The sequence below is a fragment of the Mycobacterium sp. AT1 genome, from assembly GCF_002043095.1.
Lineage (GTDB): Bacteria > Actinomycetota > Actinomycetes > Mycobacteriales > Mycobacteriaceae > Mycobacterium.
Genome location: NZ_MVOC01000009.1, coordinates 53,127 through 73,269 on the forward strand (window position 1 = coordinate 53,127; position 20,143 = coordinate 73,269).

Annotated in this window: 22 protein-coding genes; 11 read left to right on the forward strand and 11 right to left on the reverse strand. The window is 68.0% G+C overall.

The window, feature by feature from the left end; all coding sequences use genetic code 11:
* Positions 1-2: 2 nt before the first annotated feature.
* Positions 3-575 carry a hypothetical protein gene (locus tag B1790_RS04710; RefSeq protein WP_233164938.1) on the reverse strand — a complete coding sequence of 191 codons (573 nt, stop codon included), beginning with the start codon at positions 573-575 and terminating at the stop codon, positions 3-5.
* 232 nt (positions 576-807) lie between these two features.
* Between B1790_RS04710 and B1790_RS04715 the strand changes: the two genes are divergently transcribed.
* Entirely contained in the window at positions 808-2,070 is a 1,263-nt protein-coding gene (locus B1790_RS04715; protein ID WP_079922050.1) for a cytochrome P450, read from the forward strand.
* On the opposite strand, the gene B1790_RS04720 is transcribed toward B1790_RS04715, so the two are convergent.
* Positions 2,021-2,362, reverse strand: coding sequence for a hypothetical protein (locus B1790_RS04720; RefSeq protein ID WP_079922051.1), 342 nt, complete (start codon positions 2,360-2,362; stop codon positions 2,021-2,023). The two genes, B1790_RS04715 and B1790_RS04720, sit on opposite strands and share 50 nt — an antisense overlap.
* A gap of 84 nt (positions 2,363-2,446) precedes the next feature.
* On the opposite strand from B1790_RS04720, the gene B1790_RS04725 reads away from it, so the two are divergent.
* The 3 genes from B1790_RS04725 to B1790_RS04735 are packed head-to-tail and all read left to right on the forward strand — an operon-like array spanning position 2,447 to position 4,654.
* Positions 2,447-3,232, forward strand: coding sequence for a helix-turn-helix domain-containing protein (locus B1790_RS04725; RefSeq protein WP_079922169.1), 786 nt, complete (start codon positions 2,447-2,449; stop codon positions 3,230-3,232).
* A gap of 31 nt (positions 3,233-3,263) precedes the next feature.
* Complete coding sequence (locus tag B1790_RS04730) at positions 3,264-3,992, forward strand: FadR/GntR family transcriptional regulator (RefSeq protein ID WP_079922052.1); 729 nt, start codon at positions 3,264-3,266, stop codon at positions 3,990-3,992.
* On the forward strand, positions 3,989-4,654 hold the full coding sequence (locus tag B1790_RS04735; RefSeq protein ID WP_079922053.1) for a sterol desaturase family protein: 666 nt from the start codon (positions 3,989-3,991) through the stop codon (positions 4,652-4,654). The genes B1790_RS04730 and B1790_RS04735 overlap by 4 nt, the downstream gene beginning before the upstream one ends.
* Here B1790_RS04735 and B1790_RS04740 read toward each other — a convergent pair.
* Genes B1790_RS04740 through B1790_RS04750 form a run of 3 tightly spaced genes read right to left on the reverse strand, consistent with a single transcriptional unit; the run spans position 4,638 to position 7,326 of the window.
* Entirely contained in the window at positions 4,638-5,384 is a 747-nt protein-coding gene (locus B1790_RS04740) for a L,D-transpeptidase family protein (RefSeq protein ID WP_079922054.1), read from the reverse strand. The two genes, B1790_RS04735 and B1790_RS04740, sit on opposite strands and share 17 nt — an antisense overlap.
* A gap of 54 nt (positions 5,385-5,438) precedes the next feature.
* Entirely contained in the window at positions 5,439-6,065 is a 627-nt protein-coding gene (locus B1790_RS04745) for a Pr6Pr family membrane protein (RefSeq protein WP_079922055.1), read from the reverse strand.
* Position 6,066: 1 nt separating this feature from the next.
* Positions 6,067-7,326 carry a hypothetical protein gene (locus tag B1790_RS04750; protein ID WP_079922056.1) on the reverse strand — a complete coding sequence of 420 codons (1,260 nt, stop codon included), beginning with the start codon at positions 7,324-7,326 and terminating at the stop codon, positions 6,067-6,069.
* 111 nt (positions 7,327-7,437) lie between these two features.
* Here B1790_RS04750 and B1790_RS04755 point away from each other — a divergent pair, with 111 nt between their 5' ends.
* Both B1790_RS04755 and B1790_RS04760 read left to right on the forward strand, forming a co-directional pair.
* Positions 7,438-8,901, forward strand: coding sequence for a peptide MFS transporter (locus tag B1790_RS04755; protein WP_079922057.1), 1,464 nt, complete (start codon positions 7,438-7,440; stop codon positions 8,899-8,901).
* Positions 8,902-9,004: 103 nt separating this feature from the next.
* Positions 9,005-9,202, forward strand: coding sequence for a hypothetical protein (locus B1790_RS04760; RefSeq protein ID WP_079922058.1), 198 nt, complete (start codon positions 9,005-9,007; stop codon positions 9,200-9,202).
* Positions 9,203-9,221: 19 nt separating this feature from the next.
* Here the strand turns inward: B1790_RS04760 and B1790_RS04765 are convergent, their stop codons facing one another.
* Positions 9,222-10,169, reverse strand: a complete 948-nt coding sequence (locus tag B1790_RS04765; protein ID WP_079922059.1) for a threonine/serine dehydratase — start codon at positions 10,167-10,169, stop codon at positions 9,222-9,224.
* A gap of 35 nt (positions 10,170-10,204) precedes the next feature.
* Between B1790_RS04765 and B1790_RS04770 the strand changes: the two genes are divergently transcribed.
* Both B1790_RS04770 and speB read left to right on the forward strand, forming a co-directional pair.
* Positions 10,205-10,675, forward strand: coding sequence for a thioesterase family protein (locus B1790_RS04770; protein ID WP_079922060.1), 471 nt, complete (start codon positions 10,205-10,207; stop codon positions 10,673-10,675).
* A complete protein-coding gene (speB, locus tag B1790_RS04775) occupies positions 10,672-11,733 on the forward strand; it encodes an agmatinase (RefSeq protein WP_142271032.1) in 1,062 nt (353 codons plus the stop codon). The genes B1790_RS04770 and speB overlap by 4 nt, the downstream gene beginning before the upstream one ends.
* Before the next feature lie 13 nt (positions 11,734-11,746).
* Here the strand turns inward: speB and B1790_RS04780 are convergent, their stop codons facing one another.
* From B1790_RS04780 to B1790_RS04790, 3 genes are all read right to left on the reverse strand, one after another.
* Positions 11,747-12,631 (reverse strand): cyclopropane mycolic acid synthase family methyltransferase, encoded by an 885-nt coding sequence (locus tag B1790_RS04780; protein WP_079922061.1) that lies wholly within the window; start codon positions 12,629-12,631, stop codon positions 11,747-11,749.
* A gap of 299 nt (positions 12,632-12,930) precedes the next feature.
* Positions 12,931-13,818, reverse strand: a complete 888-nt coding sequence (locus tag B1790_RS04785) for a TIGR03854 family LLM class F420-dependent oxidoreductase (RefSeq protein ID WP_079922062.1) — start codon at positions 13,816-13,818, stop codon at positions 12,931-12,933.
* A gap of 83 nt (positions 13,819-13,901) precedes the next feature.
* The gene (locus tag B1790_RS04790; protein WP_079922063.1) at positions 13,902-15,830 is read right to left on the reverse strand and encodes an NAD(P)/FAD-dependent oxidoreductase; all 1,929 of its coding nucleotides are present in this window, start codon (positions 15,828-15,830) and stop codon (positions 13,902-13,904) included.
* Positions 15,831-15,923: 93 nt separating this feature from the next.
* Here B1790_RS04790 and B1790_RS04795 point away from each other — a divergent pair, with 93 nt between their 5' ends.
* Together B1790_RS04795 and B1790_RS04800 are read left to right on the forward strand one after the other, a co-directional pair.
* Entirely contained in the window at positions 15,924-16,319 is a 396-nt protein-coding gene (locus B1790_RS04795; protein WP_079922064.1) for a hypothetical protein, read from the forward strand.
* A gap of 16 nt (positions 16,320-16,335) precedes the next feature.
* Positions 16,336-17,619, forward strand: a complete 1,284-nt coding sequence (locus B1790_RS04800; protein WP_079922065.1) for a cytochrome P450 — start codon at positions 16,336-16,338, stop codon at positions 17,617-17,619.
* Between the two features lie 2 nt (positions 17,620-17,621).
* Here B1790_RS04800 and B1790_RS04805 read toward each other — a convergent pair whose 3' ends face one another.
* Both B1790_RS04805 and B1790_RS04810 read right to left on the reverse strand, forming a co-directional pair.
* Positions 17,622-18,098 carry a hypothetical protein gene (locus B1790_RS04805; protein WP_079922066.1) on the reverse strand — a complete coding sequence of 159 codons (477 nt, stop codon included), beginning with the start codon at positions 18,096-18,098 and terminating at the stop codon, positions 17,622-17,624.
* 97 nt (positions 18,099-18,195) lie between these two features.
* The gene (locus tag B1790_RS04810) at positions 18,196-19,122 is read right to left on the reverse strand and encodes a dienelactone hydrolase family protein (RefSeq protein ID WP_079922067.1); all 927 of its coding nucleotides are present in this window, start codon (positions 19,120-19,122) and stop codon (positions 18,196-18,198) included.
* A 70-nt stretch (positions 19,123-19,192) separates the two neighbouring features.
* Here B1790_RS04810 and B1790_RS04815 point away from each other — a divergent pair, with 70 nt between their 5' ends.
* Positions 19,193-20,116 carry an SDR family oxidoreductase gene (locus B1790_RS04815; RefSeq protein WP_079922068.1) on the forward strand — a complete coding sequence of 308 codons (924 nt, stop codon included), beginning with the start codon at positions 19,193-19,195 and terminating at the stop codon, positions 20,114-20,116.
* Positions 20,117-20,143: the final 27 nt, after the last annotated feature.

Below are 20,143 nucleotides of genomic sequence, written 5' to 3' on the forward strand. Positions count from 1 at the left end.
CGCTACGGGGTTGCGGGCGGCGGACCCATCGGCGCCGGCGGCGGATCCATCGGGGCTGGCGGCGGAGGTGGCGCGACCCCGGGAGCACCAGGGGTGATCGGTACGTTCGGGCCGGGGGCCTGACCGGGGATCGGGGTGTTCATCCCACGCTGGGCCATGCCCATGATCAGCGCTTCCTTGCCGCTGATCTCGTGGTTCTGCACGGCTTGCCACAGGTCCTTGAGGTAGCTGACGTTCGGCGAGTCCGCGTCCTGGGGCACCATCGTCGACCCCGGGGGAAGCGCATCCGGGCTAGCGAGGTGCGGAACGCCGTCGGGCGGGGTCGCCGGCAGCGGAGCGGCGTCCGGGGGCAGCACGGGTGCGCCGGGCGCGGCGGCCTGGACGATGGCGTCCGGTCCTGGCGGCGGGCTGGGGGCGGGGATGACCGTCAGCGGCGCCGGCGCTGGCGGGGGCGGGGGCGGAGCGGGGTCGACGGGATCTGCCCCGGCGGGCGACGCCGAGAGCACCGCGAGGAACAAACCGGTCGCACAACTTGCCGCCGCTGTCGCGATCTTGGCGGTCGTGGTTGCCTTCATGTACGTGACCCCTTCCCCCTGTGGCCTCAGGGACTGATGTTGCTGTTGGGTCCATCCACAATCGACCCTTTTTCGTTACAGGGCAATCCCTGAACAGGTGTTCCCCGGGGCGATTGCTCAGCGAGAACACGTTCTACTCGCGACTTTCGGGAACCTGCCGCGGTACCCGCGATCTGTGGTGTAGCAATGCCTTATCCCGCTAGACCGCGTCATCGTGAGGAGCTTCCACGACATGCCGAACGCCGCAGCCAGCCCCAACTTGCCCCCGGGATTCGACTTCACCGACCCCGACATCTACGCCGAACGCCTTCCGGTGGAGGAGCTCGCGGAGATGCGCAAGGTCGCGCCGATTTGGTGGAACGCCCAACCCGACGGGGTCGGCGGCTTCGGCGACGGCGGGTACTGGGTCGTCACGAAGCACAAGGACGTCAAGGAGGTGTCGCGACGCAGCGACGTCTTCTCCAGCCTCGAGAAGACGGCACTACCCAGGTACGCCGACGGCACCGTTGCCGCGCAGATCGACACCGGCAAGTTCGTGCTGCTCAACATGGACGCACCGCATCACACTCACCTTCGGAAGATCGTCTCGCGGGCCTTCACCCCGCGCGCCGTCGAACGACTGCGCGCCGAGCTCGCCGAGCGGGCCCGTGACATCGCGGAGAAGGCGCTCGCGGAGGGCACGGGTGACTTCGTCGAGCAGGTGTCCTGCGAGCTCCCGCTGCAGGCGATCGCTGGCTTGATGGGCGTGCCGCAGGAAGATCGGATGAAGCTGTTCCACTGGTCGAATCAGATGGTCGGCGACATGGATCCCGAATTCGCGGGCAACGACGCGATCAGTGCGTCGGTCGAACTGATCACTTACGGCATGACGCTCGCCGCCGAGCGCGCCGACAGCCCTGGTGAGGATCTCGTCACCAAGCTCGTCCAGGCCGACGTGGAGGGCCACAAGCTCTCCGACGACGAACTCGGCTTCTTCGTGATCCTGCTTGCGGTGGCGGGCAATGAGACCACCCGCAACTCGATCACCCAGGGCATGATGGCCTTCGCCGAATTCCCGGACCAGTGGGAGCTCTTCAAGCGGGAGCGTCCGGCGACCACGGCCGACGAGATCGTCCGCTGGGCCACCCCGGTCACGTCGTTTCAGCGCACCGCGCTGGAGGACACCGAACTCGCAGGCGTGCAGATCAAGAAGGGGCAGCGAGTCGTGATGGTTTACCGCTCAGCCAACTTCGACGAGGACGTCTTCGAGGATCCCTACACCTTCGACATCCTTCGCGACCCCAACCCGCACGTCGGATTCGGCGGCACTGGCGCGCACTATTGCATCGGCACCAACCTGGCGAGGATGACGATCGACCTGATGTTCAACGCGATCGCGGACGCGATGCCCGACATCAAGTCGCTGGCCAAGCCGGAACGGCTACGTTCGGGCTGGCTCAACGGAATCAAGCACTGGCAGGTCGACTACACGGGCGCTTCAGCGGCGGCTTCGTAGGCGCGTCCCAGTCGAAGATCGAGCGCCAGTAGTCCTCGGGGATTTCCGCGCCGGACCTCAGCACGATGGCGAGACCGGTGGCCATCGCCAGTCCCAGCAGCCCCAGCCACAGCCCGGCGAGTGCGATGACGACCCACAGCGCGGTGGTCACCGCCGGCCACGGCGACACCAGGGCCAGTGCCGGCGCGAAGAAGAACCCGAGCCCGATGTACCAGGCGGAGCCCGCGCGGTCGGAGGCGAGGACGAAGCGCAGCCAGCTCGGGATCGGCGGTTGGGTCGGGGCGGCTCGCATGGTCGTTCCCTTCGTCGTCTGGTCACCTTCCAGCGTGCGTGCTAGGGGTAGTGGAGACAATTACCTCGGAGGTAGCGAATGGGAATGCCGACTCCCCCGTTCGGAACGCTGATGCGGCAGTGGCGGCGGCGACGTCACCTCAGTCAGCTCGACCTGGCCTTGGCGGCCGGCGTCTCGTCCCGCCACGTCAGCTTCGTCGAGACGGGCCGGTCGGCACCCAGCCGCGCCATGGTGATGCGTCTGGCCGGCGCGCTCGACGTGCCCTTACGGGAGCAGAACCGGATGTTGCTTGCCGCCGGACTGGCACCGGTGCACGGGGAACGCGGGTGGGACGATCCCGACATGGCCGCGGTCCGCGACGGCCTCGACACGGTGCTCAAGGCCTATGAGCCGTACCCGTGTCTTGCCGTAGATCGCGACTGGGACGTGGTCGCCGCCAACGGCGGGGCCACTCTCCTGCTGGAGGGTGTCGCCGCGGATCTGCTGAATCAGCCCAACGCCCTTCGCATTTCGCTACACCCGGACGGTTTGGCGCCACGCATCCGCAACCTCGCACAGTGGCGCCACCACGTCGTCGGCCGGCTGCGCCGTGAGGTCGCCGTCAGCGGCTCGCAGACCCTGGCGGAGCTACTCGCCGAGGTCGAGGCGTACCCGGGCGGGTTCGACGCCCACCTCGACCTGGGTGCGGTCGCCGTGCCGCTACAGCTGGACGGCCCCGAGGGAACGGTCCTGTCCTTCCTCGGCACGGTGACGACATTCGGTACGGCGCTGGACCTGACCGCCGCAGAGCTCAGCATCGAGGCGTTCCTGCCCGCTGACGAACACACGGCGAGAGCCCTGCGCTCCCATCAAACTGGTATTACCACTTGACCTCTGGCCAGTGCGCTGTCAGAGTCGTGGCATGGCACTGCAACCCGTCCGCAGACAGTCGGTCCCCGAGGACGTCTTCGATCAGATCGTCGCCGAAGTCCTCAGCGGCGACATGCAACCCGGCGAAACGCTGCCCAGCGAGCGCCGCCTCGCCGAGATCCTCGGGGTGTCCCGTCCAGCGGTCCGCGAGGCCATCAAGCGCCTCACCGAGGCAGGCCTGGTCGACGTGCGCCAGGGCGAGTCCACCACCGTTCGCGACTTTCGCCGGCACGCCGGACTCGACCTGCTCCCCCGGCTACTCATCCGGGCGGGCGAGGTCGACGTCTCCGTCGTGCGCAGCATCCTGGAGACCCGGTTGCACAACGGCCCCAAGATCGCCGAACTCGCCGCCCGACGCCGGCCCGAGGTAGCCGCGCTGCTCGACGCCTCGGTCGACGCGCTCGCCGCAGAGGACGACGCGATAGAACGGCAGCGGCACGCCCTGACGTTCTGGGATCACGTCGTCGACGGTGCCGACTCGATCGTATTTCGGTTGATGTACAACACTCTTCGCGCCACCTATGAGCCGGCGCTGCCTGCGCTGGCCGCCATGATGTCCGCCGAAGTGGGGCGCCCCGACGCCTACCGAGCCGTCGCGAACGCGATTCGCGACGGCGATTCGAGGGCGGCCGAACGTGCTGCCCTCGAGTTGCTCGAGCCCGCGACCGTCGCGCTACTCAACGCTCTCGACGCTCTCGACGAAATGGAGTCCGCCCCGTGACCACCCGCCCCGAACGCCGCGGCTTCACCCTCGCCGACGCCGCGCGCGAGTTCTCGAGCCACCCGTCGCCGTGGATGATCGGCGCCACCCTGACCGCGGCACTGGCCGCGCGGATCGCCGTCGGCGACTGGCAGGTCACCGACGCGTTGGTGCCCGCGGTGATGTTGGCGCTCTTTCCGTTCTTCGAGTGGCTGGTCCACGTCGTCGTCCTCCACTGGCGGCCACGACGCGTCGGCGGTGTGACCGTCGACTCGCTGTTGGCCCGCAAGCACCGCGAGCACCACGGCGACCCGCGGGAGGTGTCGCTCATCTTCATCCCGTGGCAGGCCCTGGCCTGGATCCTGCCCGTCGCGGGAGCCGTTGCGCTGCTTGCCTTTCCGCGGATCGAACTCGGGCTGACGTTCCTGGTGTTCCTTGGCGCGCTCGGGCTCGGCTACGAGTGGTGCCACTACCTGATTCACAGCGACTACAAGCCCAAGACGCGGTTCTACCGAGCGATTTGGCGCAATCACCGTCAGCACCACTTCAAGAACGAGCACTACTGGTTCACGGTGACCAGCTCGGGGACCGCCGACCGCGTGCTCGGCACCCATCCGGACCCGGCTGAGGTCGCCTCATCGCCGACGGCGAAGAACCTCCACGCGGCTACGCCTGGACGATGATCGGATCGCCGATGCTGACCTGGTCGTAGTACCAGGCCGCGTTGTCGGGACTGAGGTTGATGCAGCCGTGACTGACGTTGGCATTCCCCTGGGACGCCACCGACCACGGCGCCCCGTGCACGTACACGCCGCCCCAGGTGACCCGGACCGCGTCGTAGACGGTCAGTTTGTAGCCCTCGGGGTCGCTCAACGGGATGCCGATGGTGCGGGAATCCATGACGACGGGCGACTGCTTCTCCAGCGCGGTGAAGCTGCCGATCGGCGTGGTGTGCCTCGGCTTGCCCATCGACGCGGGCATGGTCCGCGCCACCTGACCGTCGACGCTGACGGTGAACGTGTGGGCATCCAGATCGGCGACACCGACGACGGACGCCCCCGCCTCGAAGCTGGTCTTGGCTCCACCGACCGACAGCGCGACCGTCGAGTGCGCAGGCCAGTAGCCACTCGGGTTCCACTGCACGACGTCGTTCTTCAACCACGTGAAGTTGCCCTGCGGGGCATTCGGTGAGGTGATGCCGAACGTCCGTTCGGCGGCGGCGCGATCCACCACGGGTTCCGCGAAGGTCACCGTGACGGGCATCGCGACGCCGACCACCTGGCCGGGCGCTGGGGAGATGTTTGCAACCGCAACAGGCCCTGGAGCCGCAGCCAGCCCAGTACCGACTGAACCACTCAGCAGGAGCGTCGCAATTCCCGCCACCGCCAACGCATATCGCACATGTCTACGCATCTGAACAACCTCCGGGTGTCGGGCCTAGCTAGATGGTAGTTCGGTCGGCAACGGTCAAGTGTTAGCCGACCTCAGGCGAGCCGCCGCCAGCAGCAGGTAGCCCAGGCCGACGAAGCCCGCCGCGAGGACGGTCACGTTCACGGTCACCGCGGCGATGCCCACACTCGCGGGATCCAGGAAGTAGTACGGCGCGCGCCGCCCGAGCCGGTTGAGGACGACGAGCGCCACCCCGAGGTACGCGGCGGGGTATGCCAGCCATGCCAGCGGATGCCACCACTTCCCCACGCTGGCACCGTGTCCGACCACGCGATGACCGACCAAGAGCCAGTCGGTGACCGCAAGAACCGGGACGACGACGTGCAACAGGAAGTTCGCGGGGGTGTAGCCCATGCTGCGGCCGGTCAGCAGCAGGTTCCACACCACTCCTGCGACGACGACGTAGAGGACGACCGCGCCGCGCAGCCCCGTGCGGGAGTCGGCTCGCGGCGAGAACAGCGTCCACGCGTAGTAGGCCGCGGCCAGGATGTTGGCCTGGTAGGTGAACGTGATGAGCCGCCACGCCACCCCGGAGCGCGAGGTCACCTCGACGACCAGAAGGGCGATCGCCACGGCAAGCACGATCGTGGCGCGTAGCGCAAAGCGCAGAGCAGTGCCGGCAGTCGGCGCGGGGGATGTCGTCAAACTAGCCGGGTCCGGGCGTCAGCTTCTCTTTGATGCGCGAGAGGATGCCGGGTTTCTTCGTCGGCACCGGCTCGACGTAGGGAGGCGCGACAGTGGGCGGCAGTGGCGTCCCGACCATCGGCGGGGCGAGCGAGGGGTCCTCCGGGGCAGCAGGAGGGGCTTCCGGCTCCACGATGGGAGCCTGGTCGACGGGCGGCGCCTCGGCAGGCGAGTCGACGACCGCTACGGGTGCCTCGTCGACGACCGGCGCGGGGGCCTCTGGCGGTGGTGGCGGCGCTGCTTCGACGACGGGCGCCGGTGGGACCGCGACCGGCGGCGGCGGCGCCGCGGGCGGCTCGGCCCTGGCGACTTCCGGGACCTCGACCCTGGCGGCGGGGACGGGTTCGCTCGGCTGAGCGGAACGCGTGGGGGTCAGCTGCAGGCTGACGGCGATCGAGACGGACACGACGAACGTGACGGCGCCGACGACCAGCATCGCGGCCGGGCCGACCGTCGCCAGGGTCCGGCGGCGCTTGTTCTTGGCGCCGATCACCAGCTGCTCGGCGCGGTCCGAGCGGGCGTCGACGACGAAGCCGTCGTCGAGCGCGGCAAGCGGCATCTCGGTGCTCTGTGCCGACGCCAGTGCCGCCCCGCGGGCCAGCGCGAGCTTGGCCTCCTCCGGGGCGAACACCGGTACCGCCAAGGCGTCTTCGAGCCGGTGCAGAAGCGGGTCGAGGTCGCCGGCCGAACCCACCACGACGAGCGCCTCCGGTGCCCAGTCGGCGCGGATGAAGATGGTGCTCAGCCAGCTGATCAGGGCGTCGTCGGAGTCGACGGAGTGGTTGAACGCCGTCTGCACCGCACCGTCGCTGGTGTTGACGATCAGCGAGATCACCGACTCGGGTTCGACGACGCACACCGCGGTGGTGTCGTAGCCGAGCACGTCGGCGATGCCGCGGGCCAGCGCCTCGGTGGCCTCCGGCATACGGATCGCCACGACGTTGTCGAAGCCGGACTCCGACAGCGACTCCATCAGCATGGAGGCCTGCAGATCGGCGTCTTCGCTCCAGGTCACGCCGATGGAGTGCAGGCGGAGGCCTCGGGTGGCCGCAATCGCCTCGGTGCGCAGGACCGCTGCGGTGGCCTGCTCCGAGGTCGGCAGATCGCCGTCGGTGAAGGCGATGGAGTCGCGATCCATCGTCGCTCCATCGGCGTCCTGGCCTTCGACCAGAACCAAACCGACCGACGTCGGCGTCATCGACAAGCCGAGCACGGCGTCCACATGTACCCCTTCGGAGCCACGAGGCGGCCGCGCACGGGCAGCACCAGCGTGGAGGACCATTGCGCGCGACATTACCCGTTGTCCGCCCGCCCTGCGTGGCAGGGTAACCGTATGACGGAAGGACGAACTGACGACCGCGCACCGGAACGCACCGTGTTCGGACACCCGATCGGACTGGTGAACCTCTTCGGTGTCGAGCTGTGGGAGCGCTTCTCGTTCTACGGGATGCTGACCATCCTCGGGTACTACCTCTACTACTCCGTTACCGAGGGTGGGCTGGGGCTTCCGCAGGCCACGGCGACGGGAATCGTCGGCGCGTACGGCGGTCTGGTGTACCTGTCGACGGTGCTCGGCGGGTGGGTCGCGGACCGCGTTCTCGGCATGGAGCGCACGGTGTTCTACGGCGGCACCGTCGTCATGCTCGGACACATCGCACTGGCGGTCCTGCCTGGCCTGACGGGCGTCGGCGTCGGCCTGGGACTGGTCGCACTCGGGTCGGGTGCGCTGAAGGCGAATGCGTCGTCGCTGCTCGGCACGCTCTACGACAAGGACGACGCCCGCGCCGACGGCGGCTTCACGCTGTTCTACCTCGGGATCAACCTGGGGGCATTCGTTGGGCCGCTGATCACCGGACTGCTGCAGTCCAGCGTGGGCTTCCACTGGGGCTTCGGCGCGGCGGCGGTCGGCATGGCGCTCGGCCTCGGTCAGTACGTGGCCTTCCGCCGCAATCTGGGGACCCACGGTCGCGACGTGCCCAACCCGTTGCCGCGCGACAAGATCGCCGTCTACGTCGGCGCGCTGGTCGCGGTCGTGGCCGCGGTCGCCGCGGTGTTGGCGACGGGCATCGTGAAGCTCGCGAACCTGTCGCAGGTGACCACCGGGGTCATCATCGCGGCGTCGGTCGCGTACTTCGCCGTAATGCTCAGAAGCCCGAAGGTCGAAGCCGTCGAGCGCACCCGCGTGCGGGCCTTCATCCCGCTGTTCGTCGCCAACGCGGTGTTCTGGTCGCTGTTCCAGCAGATCTTCACGGTGCTGGCGGTGTATTCCGACGAACGGATGAACTGGTCGATCTTCGGGTGGACGGCGCCGTCCAGTTGGATCGGGTCGATCGAGCCGGTGTGGATCATCCTGCTGTCCCCCGTCTTCGCCGCGATGTGGACCAGGCTCGGCAACCGGGCCCCCACCACCCCGCGCAAGTTCGCCTACGGCGTCATCGGCATGGGGGTGGCGTTCCTCCTGTTCCTGCCGTTTGCGGGGACGACGGGCAAGGCGGTGCCCGCGCTCCTGGTCGCCGCCGTTCTGGCCGCGTTCGCGGTGTCGGAGTTGATGCTCTCGCCGATCGGGCTCTCGGTCACCACCAAGCTGGCTCCGCAGGCGTTCCGCGCGCAGATGATGGCGCTCTACTTCTTCTCCGTCGGCCTCGGCACGTCGATGTCCGGCGTGCTCGCCGGGTATTACGACCCCTCAAGGGAATTCGCCTATTTTGGGATCCTCGGTGCGGTCGCCATCGCGGTGGGCGTGGTGGTATTCGCGATCAGCGGGTGGATCAGCAGGCTCATGGAGGGCGTGCACTAAGGCGTCCTTGGCCGAGTTGTGACCTGTCGTAGGCCGAATCCAGTCTGCGCCCGCGCGATGATGGAACGCGTTGGGGGCCGCGAGGTTCGGCTAAGGAGGCGTCATGACTGCACCGGAACTGTTGGTGGACGTAGGTGTGGCCTCCGTGCGTCGACTCGGGCGGTTCGACGCCACGGCGAGGTGCTCGTGCGGGTGGACCGGCCGCCGCCGACTGCTGGTGGCCGCCGCGGAACAGGACGCGTGGGCGCATGCCATGCGGGACAGCTGCGAGGTGTCCACCCCGTTGGTGCTCGCCTGGTAGTCCGGTACGGACGTACCAGTCAGCCGGCGAGGATCTCGGCCAGAAGCGCCGGTTCGACGTTGCCGCCCGACACCACGACCACCGTCGGCCCCGGCGGCGTCTCCCCGCTCCGGTAGGCCGCCAGGGCGGTGGCACCGCTCGGTTCGGCCACCAGATGCGCCCGCAGCGCGATCTCCCGCACGGCCGCGCGAATGTCGTTCTCCGACACCGTGATCAACTCGTCGAGCACCGTCTGCAGATGCGCGAAGGTCAGTTCCGATGGCTGTGAGCGAAGCCCGTCGGCGACGGTGCGGTTGCGGTCCTCGATCGACCAGTCGACGCGGTGCCCCGCGGCGAGGCTCGCGGCGGTGTCGCCGGCCAGTTCGGGTTCGACGCCGACCACCCTCGCCTGGGGCGCGAGGGCCTTCACCGCGGTGCCGATGCCGGATGCCAGGCCTCCGCCGCTGACCGGGACGATGACGGAGGCGACGTCGGGAAGGTCCTCGACGATCTCCAGCCCGATGGTGCCCTGCCCGGCGATGACGTCGGGATGGTCGAACGGCGGGATCAGCACCCCGCCGGTGCGGGCCACCACCTCCTCGGCCACCTTTTCGCGTTGACCGGCCGCACACAGCACCACCTCGGCGCCGTGGCGGCGAGTGGCGTCGACCTTCACCATCGGAGTCTCCTCGGGCATGACGATCGACGCGCTGATCCCGAACGTGGCCGCCGCATGGGCCACGGCCTGGGCGTGGTTGCCGCTGGAGTAGGCGACCACGCCCCTGGCCCGGACGGCGGGATCGAGGTGGGCGATCGCGTTGAACGCGCCACGCACCTTGAACGCGCCGATGGCCTGCAGGTTCTCCGGTTTCAGCCACAGCGGACGCTCGGGATCACCCCACGGTGCGGGTATCAGCGGCGTGCGGAGCACCGATCCGCGGATTCGATCGGCTGCGGAGCGGATGTCGTCGACGGTGACCAGTTGCATGCCCTCGAGTCTGTCAGCAGGCGCTGACTGACAGGGTGTCCCGTGTGACCGACGCGTTCTCGTTTCCGATCGTTCCGCGCTACGCCGAAGTCGACCAGCAGGGCGTGGTGTTCCACGGCCACTACCTGACCTGGTTCGACGAGGCCTCCACCGCCTTCTTGGACCACGTCGGCGTGCCGATCGTCGAGTTCGACCAGTGGGATGTGGATCTGCAGACGGTGCACGCCGAGCTCGACTACCTCGCACCGGTTCGGTGGCGCGACGACGTCCGGGTCGAGGTTCGATGCCGGTCGACGGGGCGGACGAGTTTCACCCTGGGGTTCGACGTGGTGCGCCGCGACCCCGACGGCACCGAGGTGCCGACGACGCGCGGTCGCAACGTCTACGTCGTCGTCTCGACGCGGGACTGGACATCCCGGGAGCTGCCCGCACCGCTGCGGGAGGCGCTTACTTCCGTTGCGAGTCAAGGGCGCAACGCGCCCGATGGCGGTACCGTCACTCCATGAGCCACGATCACGGCCACCACCACGGTGAACCCCATCGCGAACTCCCGCCGGGAATGGCCGAGCAGCTCGACCTGCCCTACTCGGGGCTCGCCACGTTCGGACATCGCCCATTCCTCACCGAGGTCGAACAACTCGATTCGTGGCGGCCGGACGTCGCGATCGTCGGAGCACCCTTCGACGTGGGGACGACGAATCGGCCCGGCGCGCGATTCGGTCCGCGGGCGATCAGGGCCACCGCCTACGAACCAGGGACCTACCACATGGATCTCGGGCTCGAGATCTTCGACTGGCTGGAGGTCGTCGACTTCGGCGACGCGTACTGCCCGCACGGTCAGACCGAGGTGTCACACCAGAACATCAAGGAGCGCGTTGCGGCGGTGGCGTCCCGCGGCATCGTGCCCGTCGTGCTTGGCGGCGACCATTCGATCACCTGGCCGTCGGCCACGGCCGTTGCCGACGTGCACGGCTACGGGAACGTCGGCATCGTCCACTTCGACGCGCATGCCGACACCGCCGACATCATCGACGGCAACCTCGCCAGCCACGGAACCCCGATGCGCCGCCTGATCGAGTCCGGCGCGGTCCCTGGGACGCACTTCGTCCAGGTCGGACTGCGGGGGTACTGGCCGCCGCAGGACACCTTCGAATGGATGCAGGAGCAGGGCATGGTGTGGCACACCATGCAGGAAATTTGGGAGCGCGGCTTCAAGGCCGTCATGGTCGACGCCGTCGGCGAGGCGCTCGCCAAGGCCGACAAGCTGTACCTGTCGGTGGACATCGACGTACTCGACCCGGCGCACGCGCCCGGCACCGGCACTCCGGAGCCGGGTGGCATCACCAGCGTCGACCTGCTGAGGATGGTGCGGCAGCTCTGCTACGAGCACGACGTGGCGGGCGTCGACGTCGTGGAGGTGTCCCCCGCCTACGACCATGCCGAGCTCACGGTGAACGCCGCGCACCGAGTGGTGTTCGAGGCCCTCGCGGGGATGGCCGCGAGGCGGCGCGACGCCGCGGGTGCCGAGATGGGGCCGCCGGGAAGGCGGCCACCGCCGGCGTAATGCGGTCCTGCGGTCAGGCCTTCTCGAGGGTGAACTGCGCGATGTCGGTGTAGCCCTTGTGGAACAGCTCCGCGCAGCCGGTCAGGTACCGCATGTAGCGGTCGTAGACCTCTTCGGACTGGATGGCGATGGCATCGTCGCGGCGAGACTCCAGCGTCGCGGCCCAGATGTCGAGGGTCCGCGCGTAGTGCAAGCGCAGGGGCTGCACCCTGGTGAGCTTGAAGCCGGCCGCCGTGGCGTACTTCTCCACGGTCACCACCTGCGGGAGGTCACCACCGGGGAAGATCTCGTCCATGATGAACTTGAAGAACTTCAGCTTGGTCATCGTCATCGGGAGGCCGCGCTCGCGGTATTCCTCGTCACTGGGCTTGATGATGGTGTGCAGCAACATCACACCCTCACTCGGCAGCGCGGCGTAGGCCATCTTGAAGAAGTCTTCGTAGCGGTCTTTACCGAAGTGCTCGAAGGCACCGATGGAGACGATGCGGTCGACCTGCTCGTCGAACTGCTCCCACCCCTGAAGCCGTACCTCTTTGTTCCGCGGGCTGTCCGACTTCTCGAGGAGTTGCTCGACGTGGGCCTGCTGGTTCTTGCTCAGCGTCAGACCGACGACGTCGACGTCGTATTTCTCGACGGCGCGGTTGACGGTTGCGCCCCAGCCGCAGCCGATGTCCAGCAGCGTCATTCCCGGCTTGAGTCCGAGCTTGCCAAGCGAAAGGTCGATCTTGGCGATCTGGGCTTCCTCGAGCGTCATGTCGTCGCGCTCGAAGTAGGCGCAGCTGTAGGTCTGGGTGGGATCCAGGAACAGCCGGAAGAAGTCGTCGGACAGGTCGTAGTGCGCCTGCACGTCTTCGAAGTGCGGCTTTAGGCCCTGGTCGTCGTTCTTGGTGTCTGGCATGGTTCAGCCTTTGGCGTCAGGAGTATGAGTATCGGCAGCGGCTCCGCTTGCTCGAGAGCCTTCCCCCGCAGGTCCGCGCAATTCCGTCGAGACTACCCGAAGCGATCAGTCGACAGATAATCGGTTCGCTGCGTCGGCGCAGTGCGTCACCAAGCCGTAAGCAGGTTTGCTGGACGCCGTCAGGTCAGGAATCGCTCCGGGGCGACGTCGTATTCCGCCACCGACGCCCAGAGCAGCAGCGCGGCGCCCTGACGCCGTCGCTCGGGCCGCTTCCTCGGTTCCCCGTTCGGTCATGGGTGTCAGTTCTCCCGTGGTAGCAGTTCGCTGGCGAACCGGTCGACGAACTCGTCGGTGCTCGCGCCGCCAACCGGGCGGATGACGAACTTGGTCAACCCGGCGTCCAGGTAGCCGTCGATCATGCGATGGAGGGCGGGCCAGCCGTCGGCGACCAACTCGGTTGGGTCGACGTCGGGCCGTCTGGCCCGGATCGAGGCCAGTACCTCGTCGGGGAGTCCGTTCTCCGCTACGGCGACGTTGATCCCGTAGTGGTCGGGTTCGACGGCCCGGCCCGCCTGTTCGGCGGCCGCTTCGATCTGCTCGCGGCCACCCTTGGCCTCGGCGGGGGTGAGGAACGAGCCCAACCATCCGTCGGCGAGACGACCGATGCGGCGGAAGGCCGCAGGTGCGGACCCGCCCAGCCAGATGTCGAGGGGCTTGGCCGGGCGAGGTCCGACGGCCATGGCCGTGGCGGTGAAGAAGTCGCCGGAGAAGTCGGCGCCGTCGGACCGCAACGCCGCGGTGAGCATCCGCAGCGATTCGTCGAAGACCGCGGCGCGCCGACCGTCGGGGACCACGAAGACGTCGCGCTCCTCGGGCAGCGCCGACCGAAGACCGAAGACGGGCAGGACCCGCTTGGGGGCGAGCGCGGCCAGCGATGCGAGTTGTTTGGCGACGAGCACGGGGTGACGGCCGGGCAGGATCATCACCGAGGTGCCGACCTTGAGCTTGGTGGTTCGCGACAGCGCGTAGGCCATCCCGACGAAGGGGTCGACGGCGTCGGTGTAGACCAGCTCGGAGAACCAGAGTGAGTCGACGCCCGCGGCCTCGAGCCGGTCGACGAGGTGTGGGAGTTCGGCGGGACTGGCCTCTGGACCCGCGCCAAGGCCGACGCCGAATCGAATCTTCACCCCACCCAGTCTGCCCCGCAACGCCGAGTTCTGCGCCAGGGTCGCGAATCGTCACCTACCGCAGCCGAGGCGCAGAAGTCGCGTCACCCGAAAGCAAAGTCGTCCGGATCGGGCACCCGCGTCCAGGCCCAGTAGTCGACCAGTCGCCACGGGCTCAACGTGTACACCTCGCCGTGGCTGTTCTTGTAGAAGGAGTGCTCGACCGACGGGTGCGCCCACACCATGGTCTGCATCTCCTCCTGACTTCGTCGCACCCAGTCGTCGGTCTTGTCCTGACGCGGCTCCATCCACCGGTGTCCGCCGTCGATCAAGTGGTCCAAACACCCTGAGATGTAACGCATTTGGCATTCGGAGTGGAAGATCAAGCTGCCGCCGCTGGCCAGATTGGTGCCGGGTCCGTACATGCAGAAGAAGTTCGGAAAGCCGGGCACGGTGATGCCGAGGTAGGCCGCGGGTCGCTCCCCCCACCGGTCGCGTAGATCGTGACCGTCGCGGCCGGTGATCGTCATCGGCCACAGCACCTCGGTCGCGCGGAAACCGGTGGCGTAGACGATGACGTCGACGGGATGACGCGTCCCGTCGGCGGTGACCACCCCGCCGGCGTCGACGTGGTCTATCGGTGTGCGGACCAGGTCGACGTCGTCGCGGGTCAGCGTCTTCAACCAGCTGCCGTTGTCCTGGAGCGTGCGCTTGCCCGTCGCCGGGTAGTCCGGGATCACCTTGGCCGCGAGGTCGGGGTCGTCGCCGATCTGGCTGGTGATCCACTCGGTGAACATCATTCGGGTGATCTCGTTGATCTCGCTGACGGCGCGCCGTTGGTCGGGATAGTCGGGGTCGACGCGAGCCGCCGCCAGTCCCTTGTCGCAGCCGGGCCAGAACAGCAGGAACCGGTACCAGCGGCCGTAGAAGGGCAGATGACGCAGCGCCCACTGCACCCCCGGTCCGACGGGCTCGTGGTAGTTCGGGTTGGGGAACATCCATTGCGCCGTGCGCTGGAAGACGGTGAGGTGTTCGACCTCGTCGGCGATCGTCGGCGCGATCTGGAAGCCGCTGGCACCCGCGCCGATCATCGCCACGCGGCGCCCACGCAGGTCGACCGAATGGTCCCACTCGGCGGAATGAAAGGCCTTGCCCGCGAATGATTCCCGCCCGGTGATCGTGGGCAGGAACGGGCGGTCCAGCTGTCCGACGGCGCTGATGACCGCCCGTGCGTGCAGTGTCGACTCCGTGCCGTCGACCGCGCGGGTGCGAACGGTCCACGTCGCCGCGGCGTCGTCCCAGTTGGCTTCGGTGACTTCGGTTTCCCACCTGACGTGCGGTCCGACGTCGTGCTTGTCCATGACGCGCTGGAAGTATGCCTGCAGCTCGGGCTGTTCGGCGAAGAAGTGCGTCCACTGATGGGTCGGTTCGAAGCTGTAGCAGTAGAAGTGATTCCCGACGTCGACGCGGGCGCCCGGGTAGGTGTTGCGGTACCAGGTGCCGCCGGGTCCGGCGTTCTTCTCGACGATGGTGAAGGGCATGCCTGCCTCCTTGAGCCGGACGCCGGCCAGCAGACCGGATTCCCCGCACCCGATGACGACGACGGGAAAGTCGTTGCGTGCGGCCGCCGATGCGGACGAGTGGGCGGCCCGGCTGTCTGTGCCGTCGAGTTCCATCTCCTCGAGCAGCATCGGCACGTACTCGTCGGGCACCGGTTCGCAGACGAGCCACTCCATCATTTCCTTGAGGAGTTCACCGTTGACCGGTTCGGGGTCGGGGCACCCGCGGTCGCGGTAGTCGCCGATCACGTCGAGTGCAAGGGTCCGGACCGCAGCCTTGTCGTCTTCAGACATGTATCCCTGGACCTCGTTGAGGAACAGGCCGGCCGGTTTCAGCGCGCCGCGGATCAGGCTGGGATCCCCCGACATGTGGACCAACGACAGCATCAGGGTCGGGATGCTGACGTCGAGGAGCGCTTCGGCGATCTCCTCGTCGGAGGTCGTAAACGGTTGTCCTGCATGTGGGTTGCGCACCCGTCGGTGCTACCACGGACCGGCGGCCCCGCGCAGGCCATCGTCGAATGTGGCGTTCGGTTGGATCGACGGGCCGCCGGGTATCTGCGGTGAATGACCGTCAACGACGACGACACCGTGGCCGCGGTCGGCAAGGTGTCAGAAGCCCTCGAGTACGTCGAACGCGCCCGCGGGCACCTCTATTCGTTTCACCAGCTGATGGGGCACGCCGACCTGCTCCTCGGCGACGCCTGCGACGAACTGCGCGAGGCGGGGCACGGCGACGTCGCCGACCGGCTGGAGACCGAACTGGTGGGCCGCAACGTGCTGCACGGGCGGTGGACGTTCCAGGTCGTCGAGGAGTTCGACGACGGCTACTGGACCGAGTTCCGCGACCACGAACGCCGGGTGCGCGACGATCTCGTCGGAGGCGAACGACATCTGTTCGAGGCGAGGATGAAGAACGAACGACGCACGCACGGCCGATCCGGTCACGAGGTTCGGCCCTGAGGTTACGCTCGGCATCGTGGGTATCTCGTTACGTGTCAACGGTGCACCGCCGCCTGACGTCGCACTCGCCGACGTCAACCTCGGCTCGTGGGATTTCTGGGCGCTCGACGACGACGTGCGTGACGGTGCGTTCGCCACGCTGCGGCGGGAAGCCCCGGTGTCGAAGCATCCGGAGTTCGTGCAGGACGGTTTCGAGCAGGGCAGGGGGCACTGGGCCGTCACCCGGTACGACGACGTGTTCCACGCCAGCCGGCATCCCGAGATCTTCAGCTCCGCCCAGGGCATCGTCATCGGCGACCAGTCACCGGAGTTGGCCGAATACTTCGGCTCGATGATCGCCATGGACGATCCCCGTCACACCCGGCTCCGCAACATCGTCCGAAGTGCTTTCACCCCAAGGGTGTTGGCCCGAATCGAGGACTCGGTCCGGGATCGGGCCCGCCGCCTGGTGCAGTCGATGATCGCCGACCATCCCGACGGCTCTTGCGATCTGGTGGCCGCTCTCGCCGGGCCACTGCCACTTCAGATCATCTGCGACATGATGGGCATCCCCGAGGCGGAGCACCAGAACGTCTTCAATTGGACGAACGTGATTCTCGGCTTCGGCGATCCCGAGATCACCGCGGACTTCGACGAGTTCGTCAAGGTCGCCATGGACATCGGCGCCTACGCCGCCGCGCTCGCCGATGACCGGCGTGCCACGCCGGGCGAGGATCTCACCACCAGCCTGGTGCAGGCCGAACTGGACGGCGAGCGACTGACCTCGGCCGAGGTGGCGTCGTTCTTCATCCTTCTGGTGGTGGCGGGCAACGAGACCACCCGCAACGCCATCAGCCACGGCGTCCTCGCCTTGAGCCGGCATCCGGAACAGCGTGACCTCTGGTGGAACGACTACGACACCCTCGCCCCCACCGCCGTCGAAGAGGTGGTGCGGTGGGCGTCACCGGTGGCGTACATGCGGCGCACCGTGACCCGCCCGACCGAGCTCAGCGGCGTGCCGCTTGCCGAGGGCGACAAGGTGACGCTCTGGTACGGGTCGGCCAACCGCGACGACGCCAAATTCGACGACCCCTACGCGTTCGACGTCCGCCGCCATCCGAATCCACACGTCGGATTCGGTGGCGGCGGCGCGCACTTCTGCCTGGGGGCCAACTTGGCACGTCGCGAAATCACCGTTGCCTTCGAGGAATTGCACCGCCGGATCCCCGACATCGTGGCCACCGAGGAACCGGCCCGGCTGCAATCAGCCTTCATCCACGGCATCAAGCGACTGCCCGTCGCGTGGACTCCGCCCCGCTAGACCTAGTTGACGACGCGGTGCTGCGGGTCGTGCTCGGTGCGCTCGACGTGGGTCAGCTCGGCGTTGTTCGGATCCTCGTGCTTGGCGCGCTCCTTCTCGGCGAGGGCGTACGCGGCGTCGGCGTCGTCCTTGCGGCGCGGGTCCAGTGAATCGGCGTGCTGGAACTTGGAGTCCAGCTCTTCGCGAGACGACGCGGCTTCGTCACGGTGGCTGGCGGCCCGGTCGCTGAGACGGGCGGCTTCGGCGGCCTTTGCTTCGGCTTCGGCAGCGGCGGCGCGGGCCTTGGCCTCGGTCTCGGCGGCGATCGCCTCGCGCTTCTCCACGCGCGCGCTCTCCTCGCGGGCTTCGTCGCGAATGCGGTCGGCTTCGGCTCGGCGCTTCTTGTCACGCGCGCTCCGCGCCGCAAACGACAGGCCGAGGATCAACAGCAGGACCACCACGACGGCAACGACGATCATGACGACGGTGTTGGTGCTCATGTCCGGCTCCTTCGAATCGGCGCGCCGTTATTGACGCGCTCGCTGGAGGGAGGGTTGCCCGGACGGGGCACTATTCAAACCGCTGCCGCCACCGGGGCTATCCGACGTACTTGGTGAACCAGGCCTGCACGCGCTGCCATGCGTCGGCGGCCGCGGTGGGGTCGTAGCGCTCGCCGGTGTCGTTGAAGAACGCGTGGTCGGCGCCCTGCTCGACGACCAGTTCGTTGACGACGCCCGCCTTGTCGAGCGCCTGCTGGGCGGCGTCCTTGGTGCCGGTCACCCGTGCGTCCTTGGACCCGTAGAACGCCAGCACCGCGACGTCCTTGGATCCGCTGAAGTCGGCGTCGTCGGGTGTCGGGCCGTAGAACGGCACCGCCGCGGCCAACTGGGGTTCCCCAGCTGCCAGCAGTTGCCACACCAGCCCGCCGCCCATGCAGAATCCGACGGCCGCCACCTTCACGCCTGGCGTCCGGCGTTGCAGTTCCTCGATGCCGGACTTGAGGTCGGCGACGAAGTCCTCCGGGGAGATCTTGCTCAACGCCGCGGTGGCCTCGGCGGGATCGGTGAACTTGGCCGTGCCACCGTCGGCGGAGAGCAGGTCGACGGCCAGGCTGGAGTAGCCGATCCCGGCGAAGCGCCCCGCGACGGAGCGCGCCCAGTCGGTGAGTCCCTTGTTCTCGTGGACGACGAGCACCGCGCCCTTGGGGGTCTGCGCCGCCGCCCAAGCGCCCTGCAGTTCACCGCGGGGCCCGGTCCAGGTGACGGGTTCGGTCTCCAGGGCGTTCTCGATCCCTGGCGGAGGCGCCTTTTCGGTGGCCGCGCCGCTGGAGGTCACCGGCGCGTCCGCCGTCGGCGTACCGTCCGCGGGCTTCTCCTCGGCGCTGCACGCGGCGATGAGCGAGGAGGCCGCGGCGGCGCCGACACCGATCAGTGCGAGTCGTCGGATGGCCTCACGGCGGGACATCAATCCCTCGACGTGGTCGGTGGCGATCTCTTCGGCTATGTAACGCTGCAGCGGAGTCACCAAACCGAGTATGCCCGCAGATTTTCCAAGTTGCGATGGCAAACCCCTCCCACGGCTGATACTCGACGTCATGTTCTCCCCCGCGGCCGGCCGCGCCCTCGCAGGGCGCATCGCCGTGGTCGCCGGGGCCACCCGCGGTGCGGGCCGCGGCATCGCGGCGGCGCTGGGAGAGGCGGGTGCCACCGTCGTGTGCACGGGCCGCACCAGCTCGACCGCGGATCTCCGTTCCGATTACGATCGGCCCGAAACCATCGAGGAGACAGCACAACTCGTCACCGAGCTAGGCGGGGTCGGCGTCGCGATTCCGACCGACCATCTCGACGTGGCCCAGGTGCGTGCGTTGGCCGAGCGTCTTCGACGCGACTACGGCGTGGTGGACATCCTCGTCAACGACATCTGGGGAGCCGAGATCCTGAAGGGGCCACCGTCGACGTGGAACCGACCGATGTGGGAGCACGACCTCGACGACGGACTGCGGATCCTCCGCCTCGGGGTGGACACCCACCTCATCACCTCGCATTGCCTGTTGCCGCTGTTGGTCACTCGGCCGGGTGGTCTCCTGGTCGAGGTGACCGACGGCACGGCCGAGTTCAACGCTCAGCACTACCGGTTGTCGGCCTTCTACGACCTCGCCAAGGTGTCGGTCAACAGGATCGCGTTCAGCCAGGGCCACGATCTCGCGCCGTTCGGGTGCGTGGCGGTGGCCGTGACTCCCGGCTGGTTGCGCTCGGAGATGATGCTCGAGAACTACCTGGTTGGTGCGACCAATTGGCGAGACGCCCTGGACCCGGCCCGGGCCGACGGTCCCGTCGCGCCCCCGTCCTTCACCGAATCCGAGACACCGCGTTTCGTCGGCCGCGGGGTGGCGGCCATTGCGGCCGACCCGGACCGCGCGCGGTGGAACCAGCGGTCGGCCAGCTCGGTTCAACTTGCTCGCGAGTACGGCTTCACCGACGTCGACGGCCGTCAGCCCGACGCCTGGGCCGAACAGTAGACATTTTTGGCAATCTGTTCACGATTT